The organism is Ramlibacter sp., assembly GCF_028291745.1.
GTDB lineage: Bacteria > Pseudomonadota > Gammaproteobacteria > Burkholderiales > Burkholderiaceae_C > Ramlibacter.
This window is the reverse complement of record NZ_JAQGNQ010000056.1, coordinates 13,568-28,194: the sequence shown is the minus strand read 5'-3', so window position 1 is coordinate 28,194 and position 14,627 is coordinate 13,568. Positions and strand designations below refer to the sequence as shown.

At 67.9% G+C, this 14,627-nt stretch carries 13 protein-coding genes and 1 tRNA gene; 4 read left to right on the top strand and 10 right to left on the bottom strand.

Annotated features, from left to right (window positions below; all coding sequences use genetic code 11):
- The first annotated feature begins 28 nt into the window (after positions 1-28).
- The gene (locus JWP60_RS09205) at positions 29-598 is read left to right on the top strand and encodes an NADPH-dependent FMN reductase (RefSeq protein WP_299789585.1); all 570 of its coding nucleotides are present in this window, start codon (positions 29-31) and stop codon (positions 596-598) included.
- A gap of 211 nt (positions 599-809) precedes the next feature.
- Here the strand turns inward: JWP60_RS09205 and JWP60_RS09200 are convergent, their stop codons facing one another.
- On the bottom strand, positions 810-2,426 hold the full coding sequence (locus JWP60_RS09200; protein WP_299789582.1) for an FAD-dependent monooxygenase: 1,617 nt from the start codon (positions 2,424-2,426) through the stop codon (positions 810-812).
- A gap of 140 nt (positions 2,427-2,566) precedes the next feature.
- On the opposite strand from JWP60_RS09200, the gene JWP60_RS09195 reads away from it, so the two are divergent.
- Positions 2,567-3,490, top strand: a complete 924-nt coding sequence (locus JWP60_RS09195; RefSeq protein WP_299789579.1) for a LysR family transcriptional regulator — start codon at positions 2,567-2,569, stop codon at positions 3,488-3,490.
- A gap of 289 nt (positions 3,491-3,779) precedes the next feature.
- Here the strand turns inward: JWP60_RS09195 and JWP60_RS09190 are convergent.
- The 4 genes from JWP60_RS09190 to JWP60_RS09175 form a co-directional block, all read right to left on the bottom strand.
- Positions 3,780-3,855 (bottom strand) — tRNA-Ala (locus JWP60_RS09190).
- Between the two features lie 56 nt (positions 3,856-3,911).
- Positions 3,912-4,781: an NAD(P)-dependent oxidoreductase gene (locus tag JWP60_RS09185; protein ID WP_299789576.1), complete on the bottom strand. Its 870-nt coding sequence runs from the start codon at positions 4,779-4,781 to the stop codon at positions 3,912-3,914.
- A 59-nt stretch (positions 4,782-4,840) separates the two neighbouring features.
- Positions 4,841-6,199, bottom strand: a complete 1,359-nt coding sequence (locus JWP60_RS09180) for a Gfo/Idh/MocA family oxidoreductase (protein WP_299789573.1) — start codon at positions 6,197-6,199, stop codon at positions 4,841-4,843.
- Between the two features lies 1 nt (position 6,200).
- The gene (locus JWP60_RS09175; protein WP_299789570.1) at positions 6,201-7,082 is read right to left on the bottom strand and encodes a phytanoyl-CoA dioxygenase family protein; all 882 of its coding nucleotides are present in this window, start codon (positions 7,080-7,082) and stop codon (positions 6,201-6,203) included.
- Between the two features lie 106 nt (positions 7,083-7,188).
- Between JWP60_RS09175 and JWP60_RS09170 the strand changes: the two genes are divergently transcribed.
- Positions 7,189-8,040 (top strand): alpha/beta hydrolase, encoded by an 852-nt coding sequence (locus JWP60_RS09170; RefSeq protein WP_299789567.1) that lies wholly within the window; start codon positions 7,189-7,191, stop codon positions 8,038-8,040.
- 108 nt (positions 8,041-8,148) lie between these two features.
- On the opposite strand, the gene JWP60_RS09165 is transcribed toward JWP60_RS09170, so the two are convergent.
- Positions 8,149-9,126 (bottom strand): GMP reductase, encoded by a 978-nt coding sequence (locus JWP60_RS09165; protein WP_299789564.1) that lies wholly within the window; start codon positions 9,124-9,126, stop codon positions 8,149-8,151.
- A 122-nt stretch (positions 9,127-9,248) separates the two neighbouring features.
- Positions 9,249-9,908 (bottom strand): hypothetical protein, encoded by a 660-nt coding sequence (locus tag JWP60_RS09160; protein ID WP_299789561.1) that lies wholly within the window; start codon positions 9,906-9,908, stop codon positions 9,249-9,251.
- Between the two features lie 58 nt (positions 9,909-9,966).
- Here JWP60_RS09160 and JWP60_RS09155 point away from each other — a divergent pair, with 58 nt between their 5' ends.
- Positions 9,967-12,369, top strand: coding sequence for a UvrD-helicase domain-containing protein (locus tag JWP60_RS09155; RefSeq protein WP_299789558.1), 2,403 nt, complete (start codon positions 9,967-9,969; stop codon positions 12,367-12,369).
- A gap of 37 nt (positions 12,370-12,406) precedes the next feature.
- Here the strand turns inward: JWP60_RS09155 and JWP60_RS09150 are convergent, their stop codons facing one another.
- The 3 genes from JWP60_RS09150 to JWP60_RS09140 are packed head-to-tail and all read right to left on the bottom strand — an operon-like array spanning position 12,407 to position 14,627.
- The gene (locus tag JWP60_RS09150) at positions 12,407-12,829 is read right to left on the bottom strand and encodes a hypothetical protein (RefSeq protein WP_299789555.1); all 423 of its coding nucleotides are present in this window, start codon (positions 12,827-12,829) and stop codon (positions 12,407-12,409) included.
- A gap of 42 nt (positions 12,830-12,871) precedes the next feature.
- Positions 12,872-13,642 (bottom strand): BPSS1780 family membrane protein, encoded by a 771-nt coding sequence (locus tag JWP60_RS09145; RefSeq protein ID WP_299789552.1) that lies wholly within the window; start codon positions 13,640-13,642, stop codon positions 12,872-12,874.
- 13 nt (positions 13,643-13,655) lie between these two features.
- Positions 13,656-14,627, bottom strand: a complete 972-nt coding sequence (locus JWP60_RS09140; RefSeq protein ID WP_299789549.1) for a homoserine kinase — start codon at positions 14,625-14,627, stop codon at positions 13,656-13,658.

Genomic DNA, 14,627 nt, shown 5'->3' with positions numbered 1-14,627 from the left:
CCTTGACCGTTCATTCAGGAGAATCGAGATGACGAAGCTCGACATCGTCGGCCTGTGCGGCAGCCTGCGCGCAGGCTCGCTGCATCGCATGGTGCTTGGCCTCGCCGCGGAATCGATGCCGGCCGGACTGGAGCTAGAGATCGCCGAATACCGCGACGTTCCTTTCTTCAACGCCGACCTCATGGCCAACGGCTTCCCGCCCGCGGTGACCGCGCTGCGCGAGCGCATACGCAAGGCCGACGGCGTGGTGATCGCCACGCCCGAATACAACTTCAGCATCCCCGGCGTGCTGAAAAATGCCCTGGACTGGGTCAGCCGGGGCGACGACCAGCCGTTCGCGCTCAAGCCGGTCGCCATCCTGACGGCCTCGCCCGGCCTGCTCGGCGGAGTGCGGGTCCAGTACGAACTGCGGCGTGTCATGCTGTTCCTGAACGGGCAGGTGCTCGCCAAGCCCGAAGTCTTCATCGGCAGTGCCGCGGCCAAGTTCGACCGGGAGGGTCGCTGCACCGATGACACAACCCGCAAGTTCGTCGCCGAGCAGATGGCGTCCTTCCACCGCTGGATCCTCGCGGTCCGGCGCATGGCCTCCGCCGAGTGAGGATCCGGGGCGCGGCCGGCCCGATCCATCTTCCGCGCCGAACCCGAGACGCAGTACGTCCCGCCGGCAGCCGTTCCCCGGGCGGGCCCGGCGCGGGTGCTGCCAGGCCACTCGTACAGTCGTGGCGCGCCTGCAGGACCTGGCGATCGGTTCCTGTGTGGCGCTGGGCCGACGTCACATAACCGATGGCGCCCTGCCGCTCGCGTGAGCATCAGCCCGTGATCAGGCTGATCACAGTACGCGCTTGTTCCGGCGTCACGTCGCCTCGTTGGCTGCTCCAGGCGACGAACTGGTCGGGGCGCACCAGGATCATCTTCACCTCGTAGCGTCCCGTGTCTCCCCCGGCCGGGTCGTCCACGACGGTCAGCGGCAGCCCCCGGGCCGCGGCCGCATCGCGGAAGGCCTGTACGGCGTGCGGGGGCGCCCCGAGCGCCAGCAGCGTGAAGCCCGGGCCCAGATCCTCGAACACGTCGCGGCCGGATGACAGGGTGGCGGGGGCAAGATGGTGGCCGGCCCGGGCGTCGAAGCGGTGCGATCCCTTGGCGCTGCTCACCCGTCCTTGGCCTCCGGAGACGACCGGGGAGCCCTCGTAGTTCGGCTCGAAGGCATGCACCTCACCCACCGCCCCTTGGGCTCGCGCCTGCCAGGCCTGTTCGAACGCCGCGCGATTGCGCTCAGGGTCGTACGCTTCCAGGAACTGGTGGTCGGTCTCGATCGACTTTGCAATGAAATCGCGCATCGTCGACTCGAACACCGGCCGCCGTTCGCCGTCGTACGAGTCGAGCAGGCGCTCGCCGCCCCAGCCCTGGAGCACAGCGCCCAGCTTCCAACCGAGATTGCGCGAATCTTCCAGCCCGGAGTTCACCCCGTACCCGCCATAGGGCGGATGGCTGTGCGCGGCGTCGCCGGCGACAAAGACGCGACCCTTGCGATAGGAGTCGGCGAGCATGAACCGCAGGTCCCAGAACCCGATGTGCTCGAAGTCCACATCGAAGGGCGCACCAACAGCTTCCTGCAGGTACGCACGGAAATCGAAGTTGTCCCTGGTCGTGCCAGGCGGAACGGGGGCGTGGAAGAACCAGGTGCTGCCCAGGTCGACCCGGCCGAAGAACTTCCAGTAGCCTTTGAGCTCTGGCTGCAGCACGTTGTAGTAGGACTTGCCGGGGTAGCGCTCCAGCAGCTTGTGCAACTCGTGCGAGCGGAACACCAGCAACACCATCATGCGATCGTGGTCGGTACGCGTCTGGGTGATGCCGGCCTGTTCTCGCACCAGGGAGCGGGCACCGTCCGAACCCACGGCGTAGGCGCAGCGCAGCACGCGGCGGCCCTCGGAACCACGCTCGGCGATGGAGATCGAGACACCGTCGGGGTCCTGCGCCACGGCTTGCGCCTCCCATCCGTACAGCGTCTGCACGCAAGGCAGTTCGGCCACCCGGTTGCGCAGCACCGCCTCGGTTGCGTACTGCGGAAGCCGCTCGTTGGAGGTGTAGTAATAGGGCTTGACCAGGTCGCGCTGCAGCCAGTCGTAGGTATGCGGGCCCAACAGCGTGCCGTACGCCGTCAGCCCGCCGATGCCGTACTCGGGCGGGATGGTGCGGGCGGCGCGCAGCTGCTTTTCCGCGCCCCAGAAGTGGAAGTGCTCCATGGTCCGCTGGGTCAGGTTCTGGCCCTTGGGGATGGGTTGCGGCTGCGGATAGCGTTCCACCACGATCGTGCGGATGCCGCGCTGGCCGAGTTCGATGGCCAGGCCCATGCCTACGGGGCCGCCGCCGACGATCACCACCTCGGCGTCGCGTTGCGCGGCGCCTGCTTGCTGTTCACTGCTCATTTCTTTCCTTGTTCCGCGGTGATGCCCTGCGCGTTGAGCAGGTCGGCCCAGCGCCTGGCGTCGCCCGCCATCAACTCCGGAATTCGGGATGATCGACAATTGGAGCCCGTTCCTTGACTTGAAGCAAACGGAACATTCTGATGAACTCGTCAAGAACCCTGATCAATGTGAGCAGCCGGCAGCTGCTCGCCTTCCTCGAGATCAGCCGCCTGCAAAGCTTTGCGAGGGCGGCCGACCGGATCGCGTTGTCGCCTTCCGGCATGAGCATGCTTGTGAAGGAATTGGAGGACCAGGTCGGCGCGCGGCTGTTCGACCGCACGACGCGCTCCGTGACCCTGACCGATGCCGGCCGGCGACTGCAGCCGGTAGCCCAGCGCATCGTCGACGAACTGCGTGCCTTGGCCAGCGTGATCGGCGGCACCGAAGCGGCGGTGCGTTCCCGGCTCGATGTGGCCGCCACGCCGATGGTCTCGGCCAGCCTTCTGCCGCGTGTCGTGCGCGAGTTCGCGGCCAGCCATCCGCAGGTGCGCGTGCATCTGGCCGACGTGGACGTGGCCACGGTGCGCGCGCGGATGCTGGAGGCCGAAGCAGACATCGGGCTGGGCTTCTTTGTCAAGCCCGCGGTCGGCCTGGTGCGCCAGCCGCTCTGCAAGTTCCGGCTCATGCGGATCAGCCCGCCCGGGTCCGAGCCTCCGGGCCTGGGGTCCAGCCGACCCTGGAGCAGCCTCGCCGACCTGCCGCTGGTGAGCCTGCCCCCGGACAATCCGATCCAGGCGCTGATCGAGACGCATCTTGCGCGTGCGGGCGGCGCGCACGAGGAGCGTCCGGTGATGAACCTGCTCGGGACGCTGATCGCCATGGTCCAGGCGGGCCTGGGCCATGCGGTCATTCCCTCCTTCGCGCTGGAGGAGTGCGTGCGGCAGGGCCTCGGCGTCGCGATGCTCGTGGAGCCGGCGGTGAGCCTCGACCTGTTCCTCGTGCAGCGCCGCGGTACACAGCCCAAGCCCGCGGCGCAAGAATTCGCGGCGGCGTTGAAGCGGGCAGCCTCACGCCTGGGCCACTAGCGAGCGGACTGCAACCGGCGCGCCGTAGCTGGAATTGCCAGTCGCACGTAGAACGCCCCATTCGCTGCTCGAGACAGGTGGGATGCGGACAGGCGCGAGGCCGCCACGCGGGCGACCGCTGGGGAACGCTGCTGGCTGCCCGCCAGACTGACAGTTGGACGAGGGTGTCCAACTTCGGGATCGATGGGGATACATTTTCGGCGGTTCCTGGACGAGAACCTGGACGCCACATCGAAGTGACCGCCGGAAAAAGAAGAAGGCCTTGTACGACAAGGCCTTCTGAAAGATGTGGTGGAGAGGAGGAGGATCGAACTCCCGACCTTCGCATTGCGAACGCGACGCTCTCCCAGCTGAGCTACCCCCCCACAACGAATTGCATTGTAGCAAAGCCGCGCAGCCGTTTCCGGCGCGCGTGCCTCCATCAGCGCAGTCCGTTGCGCGAAGCGAGTTCCACGAACAGGCCCGCGTGGTCCAGGTCGGAGAGTCCGTGCTCACCGGCTTGCGCATACAGCTGCTCGAACAGGGCGGTCACGGGCGCTTCGAAGCCGATTTCCTGCGCGGTGGCCAGCGCGTTGCGCATGTCCTTCAGCTGGATGGAGATCTTGGCGCGCGGGGCGAAGTCGCGCTCCACCATGCGCTGGCCGTGGACCTGCAGGACGCGGCTTTCCGCGAAGCCGCCGCCGATGGCCTCGCGCACCTTGGCCATGTCGGCGCCGCCCTTCTGGCAAAGCAGCAGCGCTTCGGCGACCGCGCCGATGGTGATGCCCACGATCATCTGGTTGGCGAGCTTCGCCAGTTCGCCCGCGCCCGTGGGGCCGACATGCGTGGCCCGACCCAGCACCTGGAACACCGGTGCCGCGCGTTCGAAGTCCGCCGCCTTGCCGCCGACCATGATGGCAAGCGTGCCGTTCTCGGCGCCGCCAGTGCCACCGGAGACCGGCGCATCGAGCTGTTGCACTTGCCGCGCCGCCAGCCGCGCGGCGTGGTCGCGCGCCTCGCGCGGCTGGATGGAGGCCATGTCGATGAAGAGCGTGCCCGGGCGCAGCGCCTCGGCCGCGGCTTGCCGGAACAGCACGTCCTCGATCACCGGACCGCTCTCCAGCATGCAGACCACGATCTCGGCCTCGCGCAGGGCCGCAGCGGCCGTATCGTGCACGATCGCACCGAAGGGCGCGAGCCGCTGCGCCTTGTCGCGGCTGCGGTTCCACGCATGGACGGTGTGTCCCGCTTCGCACAGCCGGCGCGCCATCGGAAATCCCATGGCACCCGTTCCCAGCACCGCCAGCTGCATGCTCGTCTCCTTTGGCTTTGTCAGGCCCCCATGATGGCGGGCGCGCGCCCGGCTCCCTGTCACGCTGCTTGCAGGAAGGCCGGCGCGAACTGCGCCTCGAGTTCCCGCCGGATGCGGTACGCACGGGTCGACGGGTCGATGGCGACATCGCTCCAGCCCAGGGTCTCCCCCTTCCTCACCGGGCGCAGCACCTTCACGTCGTGTGCCAGGCCCAGCGGCAGGCCGCCCAGGCGCACCGAGGTTTCGGCCGGCAGCAACTTGCCCCAGACCGTGTAGCCGCCCTCGCCATCGAGCAGTTCGCCCGGCTGCAGGTCGCGCTTGGCGGTGGCGACCACGTCGGCGTTCCAGCAGGTGGCGACGCCGGTGGCCTCGCCGCGCAAGGCCACGCTTGCCACCGACATGCCCACCTCCAGTCCGATCAGGTGCCAGCGCTTGTACAGGGTGAAGTAGCGCCCGCCCGGGTCGGTGTGCGCGTTGTATTCCTCGAAGCAGTTGCGGATGTACTCGGTCTCGCCTTCCACCGTCACCCACACGCCCATGCGGATGTCGTACGGAATGGCGCGGCCGTCCGCCTCGAGCGAGGACACCACTTCGACCATGCCCTTGCGTTCCAGCACGCCGCCTTCGCTCTTCGGGCGGGTGACGTAGGGGATGTCGGCGACGCTGGCCGGCGGATAGAGCAGGCCGTTGCCGGGCACGGTGAGGCCGGTGGCGTTGGCCACCGCAGTGCTTTCGATCGAGGGCTTGGAGCCGTCCAGAAAGCTGTTGAACATCTTCGGGTTGAGGCCGCCGCGCCTGGCCTGCTCCGGCGTCAGCCCGTAGTGGCCCCACACCGTCTCGGGAGTCGACTCGCAAAAGTGCGGCAGCCACTTGTGGCCGCGGCCGGCGGCCACCACCGGGAAGCCGCAGGTGCGCGCCCAGTCCACCAGATCGCAGATCAATGCCGGCTGGTCGCCGAAGGCCAGCGAATAGACCACGCCTGCTTCGGCTGCCTTGCGGGCGAGCAGCGGTCCGCAGAAGGCGTCGGCTTCCACCGTCACGTTGACCACGTGCTTGCGGTGCGCGAACGCTTCGAGGCAGTGGTCCACGGCGGCGATCGGATGCCCGGTGCACTCCACCACCACGTCGATGGCTGGATGGCGCACCAGCGCCTGCCAGTCGCTGTCCACATGGGTGGCGCCGGTTTTCAGCGCGTCGTCGATGGACGTCGCCTGGGTGCGTTGCGCTTGCCAGCCCACGCGTGCGAGATTGGCGCGCGCGTTGTCCGGCGCCAGGTCGGCGATCGCGGCCAGGTGCACGCCGGGCGTGCGCGGCACCTGCGCCAGGTACATGGAGCCGAACTTGCCGGCGCCGATCAGGCCGACGCGCACCGGCCGGCCCTCGGCCGCGCGTTGCTGCAGTTTTGCGAACAGGGACATGTCAGGCCGCCATCCGGATCTGCGCGAGGGGATCGGAGGAGGTGGCGAGTGCGCTCGCCGGCATGCCGTCCCGCCACGGGAGGTCCACCGGATAGTCCTTGGTGAGGCAGTCATCCGGCAGGCAGGCTATGGGCGTGAAGTCGCGATGCGCGATGTACTCGGGCCGCTTGCAGCGCCGGATGTGATTCGAGACCGCGCACAAGCTCAGGTAGACGCTCACGCGGTTCCACGGCGACAGGTTGCTGCTGGAGGCATGCACCAGGCAGCTGTGGAAGACGATCATCGAACCGGCGGGCCCTTTCGGGCTGACGATGCCGCCCTCCTTGCCGCCTGCGCGTTCCACCAGCTTTGCGATCACGCCGTCGTCGATGGTCCACAGCGGATAACTTGTGGTGGTGAGGTCGTGCCTGGCCTCGACCACGCCCTTGCGGTGGCTGCCCGGGATGAACATCAGCGGGCCGTTGTATTCGTTGACATCGTCCAGGAAGACGGCGACGTTCATCGCGCGTTCGGTGGGCATGAGGTCGTCATTGAGCCAGGTGCCGTAGTCCTGGTGCCACTGCCAGACGTCCCCTTCGAAGGCCATCTTCCCGTTGATCTTGAACTGGTGCATGTACACCTCTTCATCCAGCAGTTCGGTCACCGGCTGGACCATGCGCGGATGGCGAGCGAGCCGGGCGAAGGGCGCGCTGTACAGGTGCGCCGCGAAGTTGGTACGCACCGTATCGCTGTCCTTCTCGCGCACGTTGAAGGCCTCGCGCCGCGCATACAGGGCGGGCACCGCAGCGACCAGCGTGCGGGCCTCCGCCGGTGTGAACAGGCCCGGGAAGAAGAGATAGCCATCGCGGTCGAACTGCTCGCGCTGCGCTTGCGTCAGTCTCACGGTGTCTCCTCGGTCGTTGCGGGCACGCTTGGAGCAAGCTTACGCGACCGATCGACGCCCCATGAAATTGTGTCAAGATGTTGCCAATAGATGAGTTGGGGGGGATATGGAGTTACGCAAGGGGCCTTGGTACGACCGGATGTACAACAACCGGGAGCTGGTGCCGCAACATCCGGAGTTCTTCGAACGGTGGGAGAAGGACTCCGCGAAGGCACGCGCCGAAGGTCCGTGCGAGCTGGACATCGCCTATGGCGCAGGGCCCGGCGAGACCCTGGATGTCTTTCCCGCGCCGCACGCGGGTGCGCCGGTGCTGGTGTTCGTGCACGGCGGCTACTGGCGCGCGCTGGACAAGCGGGGCCACTCCTTCATCGCGCCCGCCTTCACGCGGCACGGTGCCTGCGTCGTGATCCCGAATTACGCGCTCGCCCCGGCGGTGACCGTGCCGCAGATCACGCTGCAGATGGCGCATGCCCTGGCCTGGACCTGGCATCACGTCGGCCGCTACGGGGGCGATCGGCGCAGGATCATCGTCGTCGGCCATTCCGCTGGCGGGCAACTCGCGGCCATGATGCTCAATTGCCTGTGGCAGCAACTGGACCCGGCCCTGCCGCGCGACGTGGTGGCGAGCGCGCTGGCGATCTCCGCGCTGCATGACCTGGATCCGATCATGCAAGCACCTTTCCTGCAGGCGACGCTGCAGCTCACCCCCGAACAGGTGACGCAGGCCAGCCCGGCGCGCCTGCCGGCGCCGCGGCACGGCATGCTGTATTCGGTGGCGGGTGGAGAAGAGAGCGAGGAATACCACCGGCAGAACCGGCTGATCCAGGAAGCCTGGGGCCCGCGCCGGGTGCCGGTCTGCGAGACGCTGCCGGGGCTGAACCACTTCAGCATCGTGGACGCACTGGTGGAGCCGAGCCATCGGCTGCACCAGCTGGCGCTGGATCTGCTGCGGGCTTGAGGCAAGGCGTGGGGGGGGGAATCGGTGGGGTGCGCTCGCGCATCCCACCCTACGAATCCGCGGTCGCCCGCGTAGGGTGGGACGCGCGAAGCGCGCCCCACCATCCGGTCACATCAACAGGTGTTCCCCCGCGTTGTCCCCGCCCAGGATCACGTAGTTCACCTTCCGGATGTCCGTGAGCCGGGTGCCGCCCGCATAGCTGATGGAGCTTTGCAGGTCTTCCTCCATCTCGCGCAGGGTATCGGCCAGCTTGCCCTTCACCGGCTCGAGGATGCGCTTGCCTTCGACGTGCTTGTACTCGCCCTTGTTGAAGTCCGAGGCGCTCCCGTAGTACTCCTTGAACAGGCGCCCGTCCACTTCCACCGTGGCGCCCGGCGACTCTTCGTGGCCGGCAAGCATGGAGCCCACCATCACCATCGTCGCGCCGAAGCGGATGCTCTTGGCGATGTCGCCGTTCTCGCGAATGCCGCCGTCCGCGATGATGGGCTTGGTGGCCACCCGCGCACACCACTTCAGCGCCGAGAGCTGCCAGCCCCCCGTGCCGAAGCCGGTCTTCATGCGCGTGATGCACACCTTGCCCGGGCCGATCCCCACCTTGGTCGCGTCGGCGCCCCAGTTTTCCAGGTCGATCACCGCTTCCGGCGTGCCGACGTTGCCGGCGATGATGAAGGCCGCGGGCAGCTTGTTCTTCAGGTGGAAGATCATGTTCTTGACCGTGTCGGCATGCCCGTGGGCGATGTCGATGGTCACGTATTCGGGCACCAGGCCCTCGGCGGCCAGCTTGTCGACCGTCTCGTAGTCGGTCGGCTTGACGCCCACCGAAATCGAGGCGAAGGCGCCGGCCTCCTTCATGCGCCGGACGAACTTCACGTTGTCCAGGTCGAAGCGGTGCATCACGTAGAAGTAGCCGTTCTGCGCCAGCCAGAGGCAGATCCTCTCGTCCAGCACGGTCTTCATGTTGGCCGGCACCACCGGCAGCTTGAAGCGGCGGCCGCCGAACTCGATCGAGGGGTCGCACTCGGAGCGGCTTTCCACGCGGCACTTGCGCGGCAGCAGCAATACTTTGTCGTAGTCGAAGATTTCCATTTCCAGGCTCGGTAAGTCTGTTGCAGAACAGTGAGCGCTTGGACTGTGGGTGGCCGGCTTCCCAGAAGGAAAAACCGGACCACAAATGCTTGGGCCCGGTGATTGATTCTACGGCCCGGCCGCTAGTCGCGACATTCGGTCTGGGAGATAGCCCTGATACGGCCTCGCCCATCCTGCAGCACGCCCACCAGCCGCAGCCGCTCCGGCCGCGCCCCCGGCGGCACCTGCATGGACCGGGTCTCGGCGAGCTCGCCGGTGCCGCGGCCCACGCGCGCCCAATCGGGCCGGAACACCTTGCGCACGATGTTGCGCGCGATCGGGCTGCCGTCCTGGCCGGGCGGCACTTTTTCCACCAGCAGCAGCCAGGCATGCCAGACCTCGTCGCCGGCCTGCCGCAGTTGCATCGACGTGCCGATGTAGTCGTTGAAGGCCTGGCCATGCGCCAGGCGCAGCCTGAGGGGATCGCCCTCGCGCCGGGTGCTGACGACCTCGGCGCCCTTGGGCGTGGGCCGGCGCAGGTAATCCAGGCGGTCCATGGCGTCGTCGCTGGCGTCGCTGGCCAGGGCGGCGCCTTCGGCCTTCAGGCCGGGGACGATCCAGTCCAGCGCCAGCGTGCCGGCTGCGCCCTGGGGCGTGTTGCGGTCGCGCCAGCAGGCGAGGCAGTCGGCGCTGGTGAAGCGCTCCATCAGCAACTCGGGCTGCGGCACGTCGTCGCTCGTGCACAGCGCATGCCCGGCGAGGGGCAGCGCAACCAGGAGGGAAGTGAGGAGAAGTCGTAGCACAGCGTTTGAGATGTCGTGGTCGGCGGATCCGTTCCCGCCCGGCTTTCTACAATGCCACATGTTTCCAGAAGTCGCCGCCGATTCGCCACTGCTCGCCAATCTCAATCCCGAGCAGCGCGCCGCCGTCACGCTGCCGGCCGAGCACGCACTCATCCTTGCCGGCGCCGGCTCCGGCAAGACGCGCGTGCTCACCACCCGCATCGCGTGGCTGCTGTCCACCGGGCAGATCGGTCCGGGCAACGTGCTGGCCGTGACCTTCACCAACAAGGCCGCCAAGGAGATGATGACGCGGCTGACCACCATGTTGCCGGTCAACGTGCGCGGCATGTGGATCGGCACCTTCCATGGCCTGTGCAACCGCTTCCTGCGCGCGCACTACAAGCTGGCCGGCCTGCCGCAAAGCTTCCAGATCCTGGACACGCAGGACCAGCTCTCGGCCATCAAGCGGCTGATGAAGCAGCACAACGTGGACGAGGAGCGCTTCCCCGCCAAGGAGACGCAGTGGTTCATCGCCGGCCTCAAGGAAGAGGGCAAGCGTGCGCGCGACGTGGACGTGCGCAGCGAGGAAGACCGCCGCAAGGTGGAGATCTACCAGCTGTATGACGAGCAGTGCAACCGGGAGGGCGTGGTCGACTTCGCCGAGCTGATGCTGCGCAGCTACGAGGTGCTGCGCGACAACGATCCCATCCGCGAGCATTACCGCCGGCGCTTCCATCACATCCTGATCGACGAGTTCCAGGACACCAACAAGCTGCAGTACGCGTGGATCAAGATGTTCGCGGGAGACCCGGGAGGAAGCTCCGGTTCCGGCAACTCCGTGTTCGCGGTCGGCGACGACGACCAGAGCATCTATGCCTTCCGCGGCGCCCGGGTGGGCAACATGGCGGACTTCGTGCAGGAGTTCCACGTCCGCCACCAGATCAAGCTGGAACAGAACTACCGCAGCTTCAGCAACATCCTGGATTCGGCCAACGCGCTGATCGCGCACAACAAGACGCGGCTGGGCAAGAACCTGCGCACCGACCAGGGCCCGGGCGAGCCGGTGCGCGTGTACGAAGCGCCGACCGACATGGCCGAGGCGCAGTGGCTGGTGGAGGAGATCCGGCAGCTGGTGCGCGAGGGCATTGCGCGGCACGAGATCGCCATGCTCTATCGCAGCAACGCGCAGTCGCGGGTGATGGAGACGGCGCTGTTCAATGCCGCGGTGCCTTACCGCGTGTATGGCGGCCTGCGCTTCTTCGAGCGGGCCGAGATCAAGCACGCGCTGTCCTACCTGCGGCTGCTGGAGAACCCGCAGGACGACACCAGCTTCCTGCGCGTGGTGAATTTCCCCGCGCGCGGCATCGGCGCCCGCACCATCGAGCAACTGCAGGACGCAGCGCGCGTCGCGGGCGCGTCGCTGCATGACGCGGTGAAGGCCACGAGCGGCAAGGGCGGCGCCAACCTCGCGGCCTTCGTGCAGAAGATCGACGCGATGCGGGCCGAGACCGAAGGGCTCACGCTGCGCGAGATCATCGAGGTGATGCTGCAGCGAAGCGGCCTGATCGACCACTACAAGGCGGAGCGCGACGGCGGCGACCGGGTCGAGAACCTGGAGGAACTGGTGAACGCGGCGGAGAGCTTCGTCACGCAGGAGGGCTTCGGCCGCGATGCCGTGGCCCTGCCGGTCGACGAACTCGGGGGCGCCACCATCCTGCGGCAGTCACCGGCCAGCCAGGGGCTCGATCCTTCGCTGCCCGAAGTGAACGAGCCCGCGCCCGACTACATCCCGCCCGATGCCGAGACCGGCGAGACGCTCTCGCCGCTGGCCGCCTTCCTCACGCATGCGGCGCTCGAGTCCGGCGACAACCAGGCGCAGGCCGGGCAGGACGCGGTGCAGCTGATGACGGTGCATGCGGCCAAGGGCCTGGAGTTCGACTGCGTGTTCGTGACCGGCCTGGAAGAGGGCCTGTTTCCCAGCGAACGCTCGCTTGCCGATTACCAGGGGCTCGAGGAAGAACGCCGCCTGATGTACGTGGCGATCACGCGGGCGCGCCAGCGCCTGTACCTCAGCCACTCGCAGACGCGGCTGCTGCACGGGCAGACGCGCTACAACGTCAAGAGCCGCTTCTTCGATGAATTGCCGGAGCACGCACTGAAGTGGCTGACCCCGAAGAACCAGAGCTTCGGCGGCTCGTCCTTCGGCTTCGGCATGGGCTATCCGACTTCGCGCAGCAACTCGGGTTCAGGCAGCTACGGTCGCGGCAGCGAGACCTTCGCCAGCCCACCGGTGCCGCCGCAGAGGGCGGATGCCGGGCACGGTCTCAGGGCCGGAATGAAGGTCTTCCACGCGAAGTTCGGCGAGGGGACGGTGCTGACGCTGGAGGGCTCCGGGCAGGACGCGCGGGCCCACATCGAGTTTCCGCGGCACGGGGCGAAGTGGCTGGCGCTGGCGGTGGCCAAGCTCACGCCGGTGCCTTGAGGCTTGGGCGGGCAAGGCGCCCGGCCGGCACGGCTTCTCAGCCCATGCTGCAGTGCCACTCCGTGTCGGGCAGGTCGTTCAGGAATTCCGAGGCCTGCTGCAGGCAGTGGTGGTTGGCCGCCCACTCCACCTGCTCGCGAAAGCACATGCGCTTGGCCGACGCGGGCGTGGCCGCCCAGGCGGAACCGGTCAGCGGCGGGGCGGGAAGCGGCGCCCCGGCCGACCCCTCCTGCAGGATGCGATAGAACTCCAGCCAGCGCGTCGGTTGCGGGCAGACGCGATTGTCCTTGCGGATGGCGGCCATCACCTCGTACAGGCTGGTCTCCACCGGAGCCAGGCTCAAGCCGCCGAAGTTGGCCACGGCGGGAGCGGGCGGCACCTCGGGCAGCGGCATCGGCTCGGTGTCGGCGTAGGCGGCATCCGCCGGCTTGTTGGTACCGTCGCGAAACCACTTTGTCATGCGACTCCTCCTTGGCTGCTCGATGGGCAGTGTAACGACAATTTACAAGATGACATCGGGCAGTTCCTGGGGGTCTTCGGCCTGGAAGCTGTCGCGAAAAGTGAAGTAGAGCGAGGTCGAGAACATGGCGACCAGCACCAGCACCGTCGGCATCATGATGCTGCGCGCCACGCCCAGGCCGCCCATCAGCATGCCTGCCGCGCTGACGGCGAACCCGGCCAGCAGGAACAGGAGCACCCAGGCAAAACCGTAGACCAGCAGCGCGCCGATGTTGCGCAGGCAGGCCACCGCGCTGAAGAACAGGCTCTTGACCGGCGGCACGCCGTGCCAGTGCACCAGCGCCGGGGCATGCCAGAACAGCAGCACCAGCGGCAGGTGCAGCACCAGCACGGCGACGGCGCGGAGATCGACGGTCTGGCCCGACGCATCGCCACCGGCACTGGCGCCGCCGCCGCCCGCCACCAAGCTGCCGAGGAGTGTCGCAACGAGCGAGCCGACGGTGTAGATCGCGCCCAGCACCAGCATGGCGCGCCCTCGCTGGCGGCCGGCGCGAAACGCGCTGAGCAGGACGGTGGGCATGGGGAAGCGACCGGTCGAGGCTTCGGCGGTAGCGGCCATCAGGCCCAGCGTGGCCGCCGGCACGATCATGGCGGCCAGCACCATCCCCAGCACCGGCACCTGCAGGATCACCAGCACCGCGGCCATGTACATGAAGAACAGGCCGGTCAGCGCCAGCGGCTGCCGCAGGAAGGTCATGACGCCCAGCTTCACCCAGGTGAGGCCGGTGCGGGCGGGGACGATGTTGAGTTTCACGCCTGGGCTTGGCTCACAGCGATGCGGCCAGGATCGGGTGCGCGACCCGTTGGCGCAGCACGCGTTCGAAATGCGCGGGATCGTGCGGCTTGAGCAGCGAGGCCTCGCGCGGCAGGTGGAAATCCCACAGGCGCGAGATCCAGAAGCGCAGGGCCCCGGCCCGCAGCATCGCCGGCAGCAGCTGGCGCTCGGCGGCCGAGAGTGGGCGCACGGCGGCATAAGCTGCGACGAAAGCGGCCGCGCGCTCCGCATCGTGCCTGCCGGTCGCCAGCTCGATCGCCCAGTCGTTGAGGCACACGGCGATGTCGAACAGCCAGCTGTCGACGCCGGCGAAGTAGAAGTCGAAGAAGCCGGTGAGGCGGCCCTCGTCGAACATCACGTTGTCGCGAAACAGGTCGGCATGCACCGGGCCGCGGGGCAGCGCGGCATAAGCGGAGCTGGCGGCCACGTGGTTCTGGAAAGCGAGCTCGCCCTGCAGCAGCGCCGCCTGCGCGGGGCTCACGAAGGGCAGCACCACCGGCACCGTCTCGTTCCACCAGGCCAGGCCGCGCAGGTTCGGCTGCTGGCGCGGGTAGTCGCGGCCGACGAGGTGCATGCGCGCGAGCATCGCGCCCACCTGGGCGCAGTGGTCGAGCCCGGGCGCGAGTTCGTGCTTGCCGGCCAGCTTGTTCACCAGCGCGGCCGGCTTGCCGCCGAGGGTGTGCAGGATGTCGCCGTTGCGGTCCGCCGCCGGGTCGGGCACGGGGATGCCGTGCTGCGCCAGGTGCTTCATCAGGTGCAGGTAGAAGGGCAACTGTTCGAAGGTGAGCCGCTCGAACAGGGTCAGCACGAATTCGCGCTCGCCCAGCATGTCCTGCGCCGTGACGAAGTAGTTGGTGTTCTCGATGCCGCTCTGGATGCCGCGCAGTTCGCGCAGCTCGCCCAGTTTCAGCTCGCGCAGCAGCATGCCTGCCTCGCGTTCCGAGACTTCCGTGAAGACGGCCAT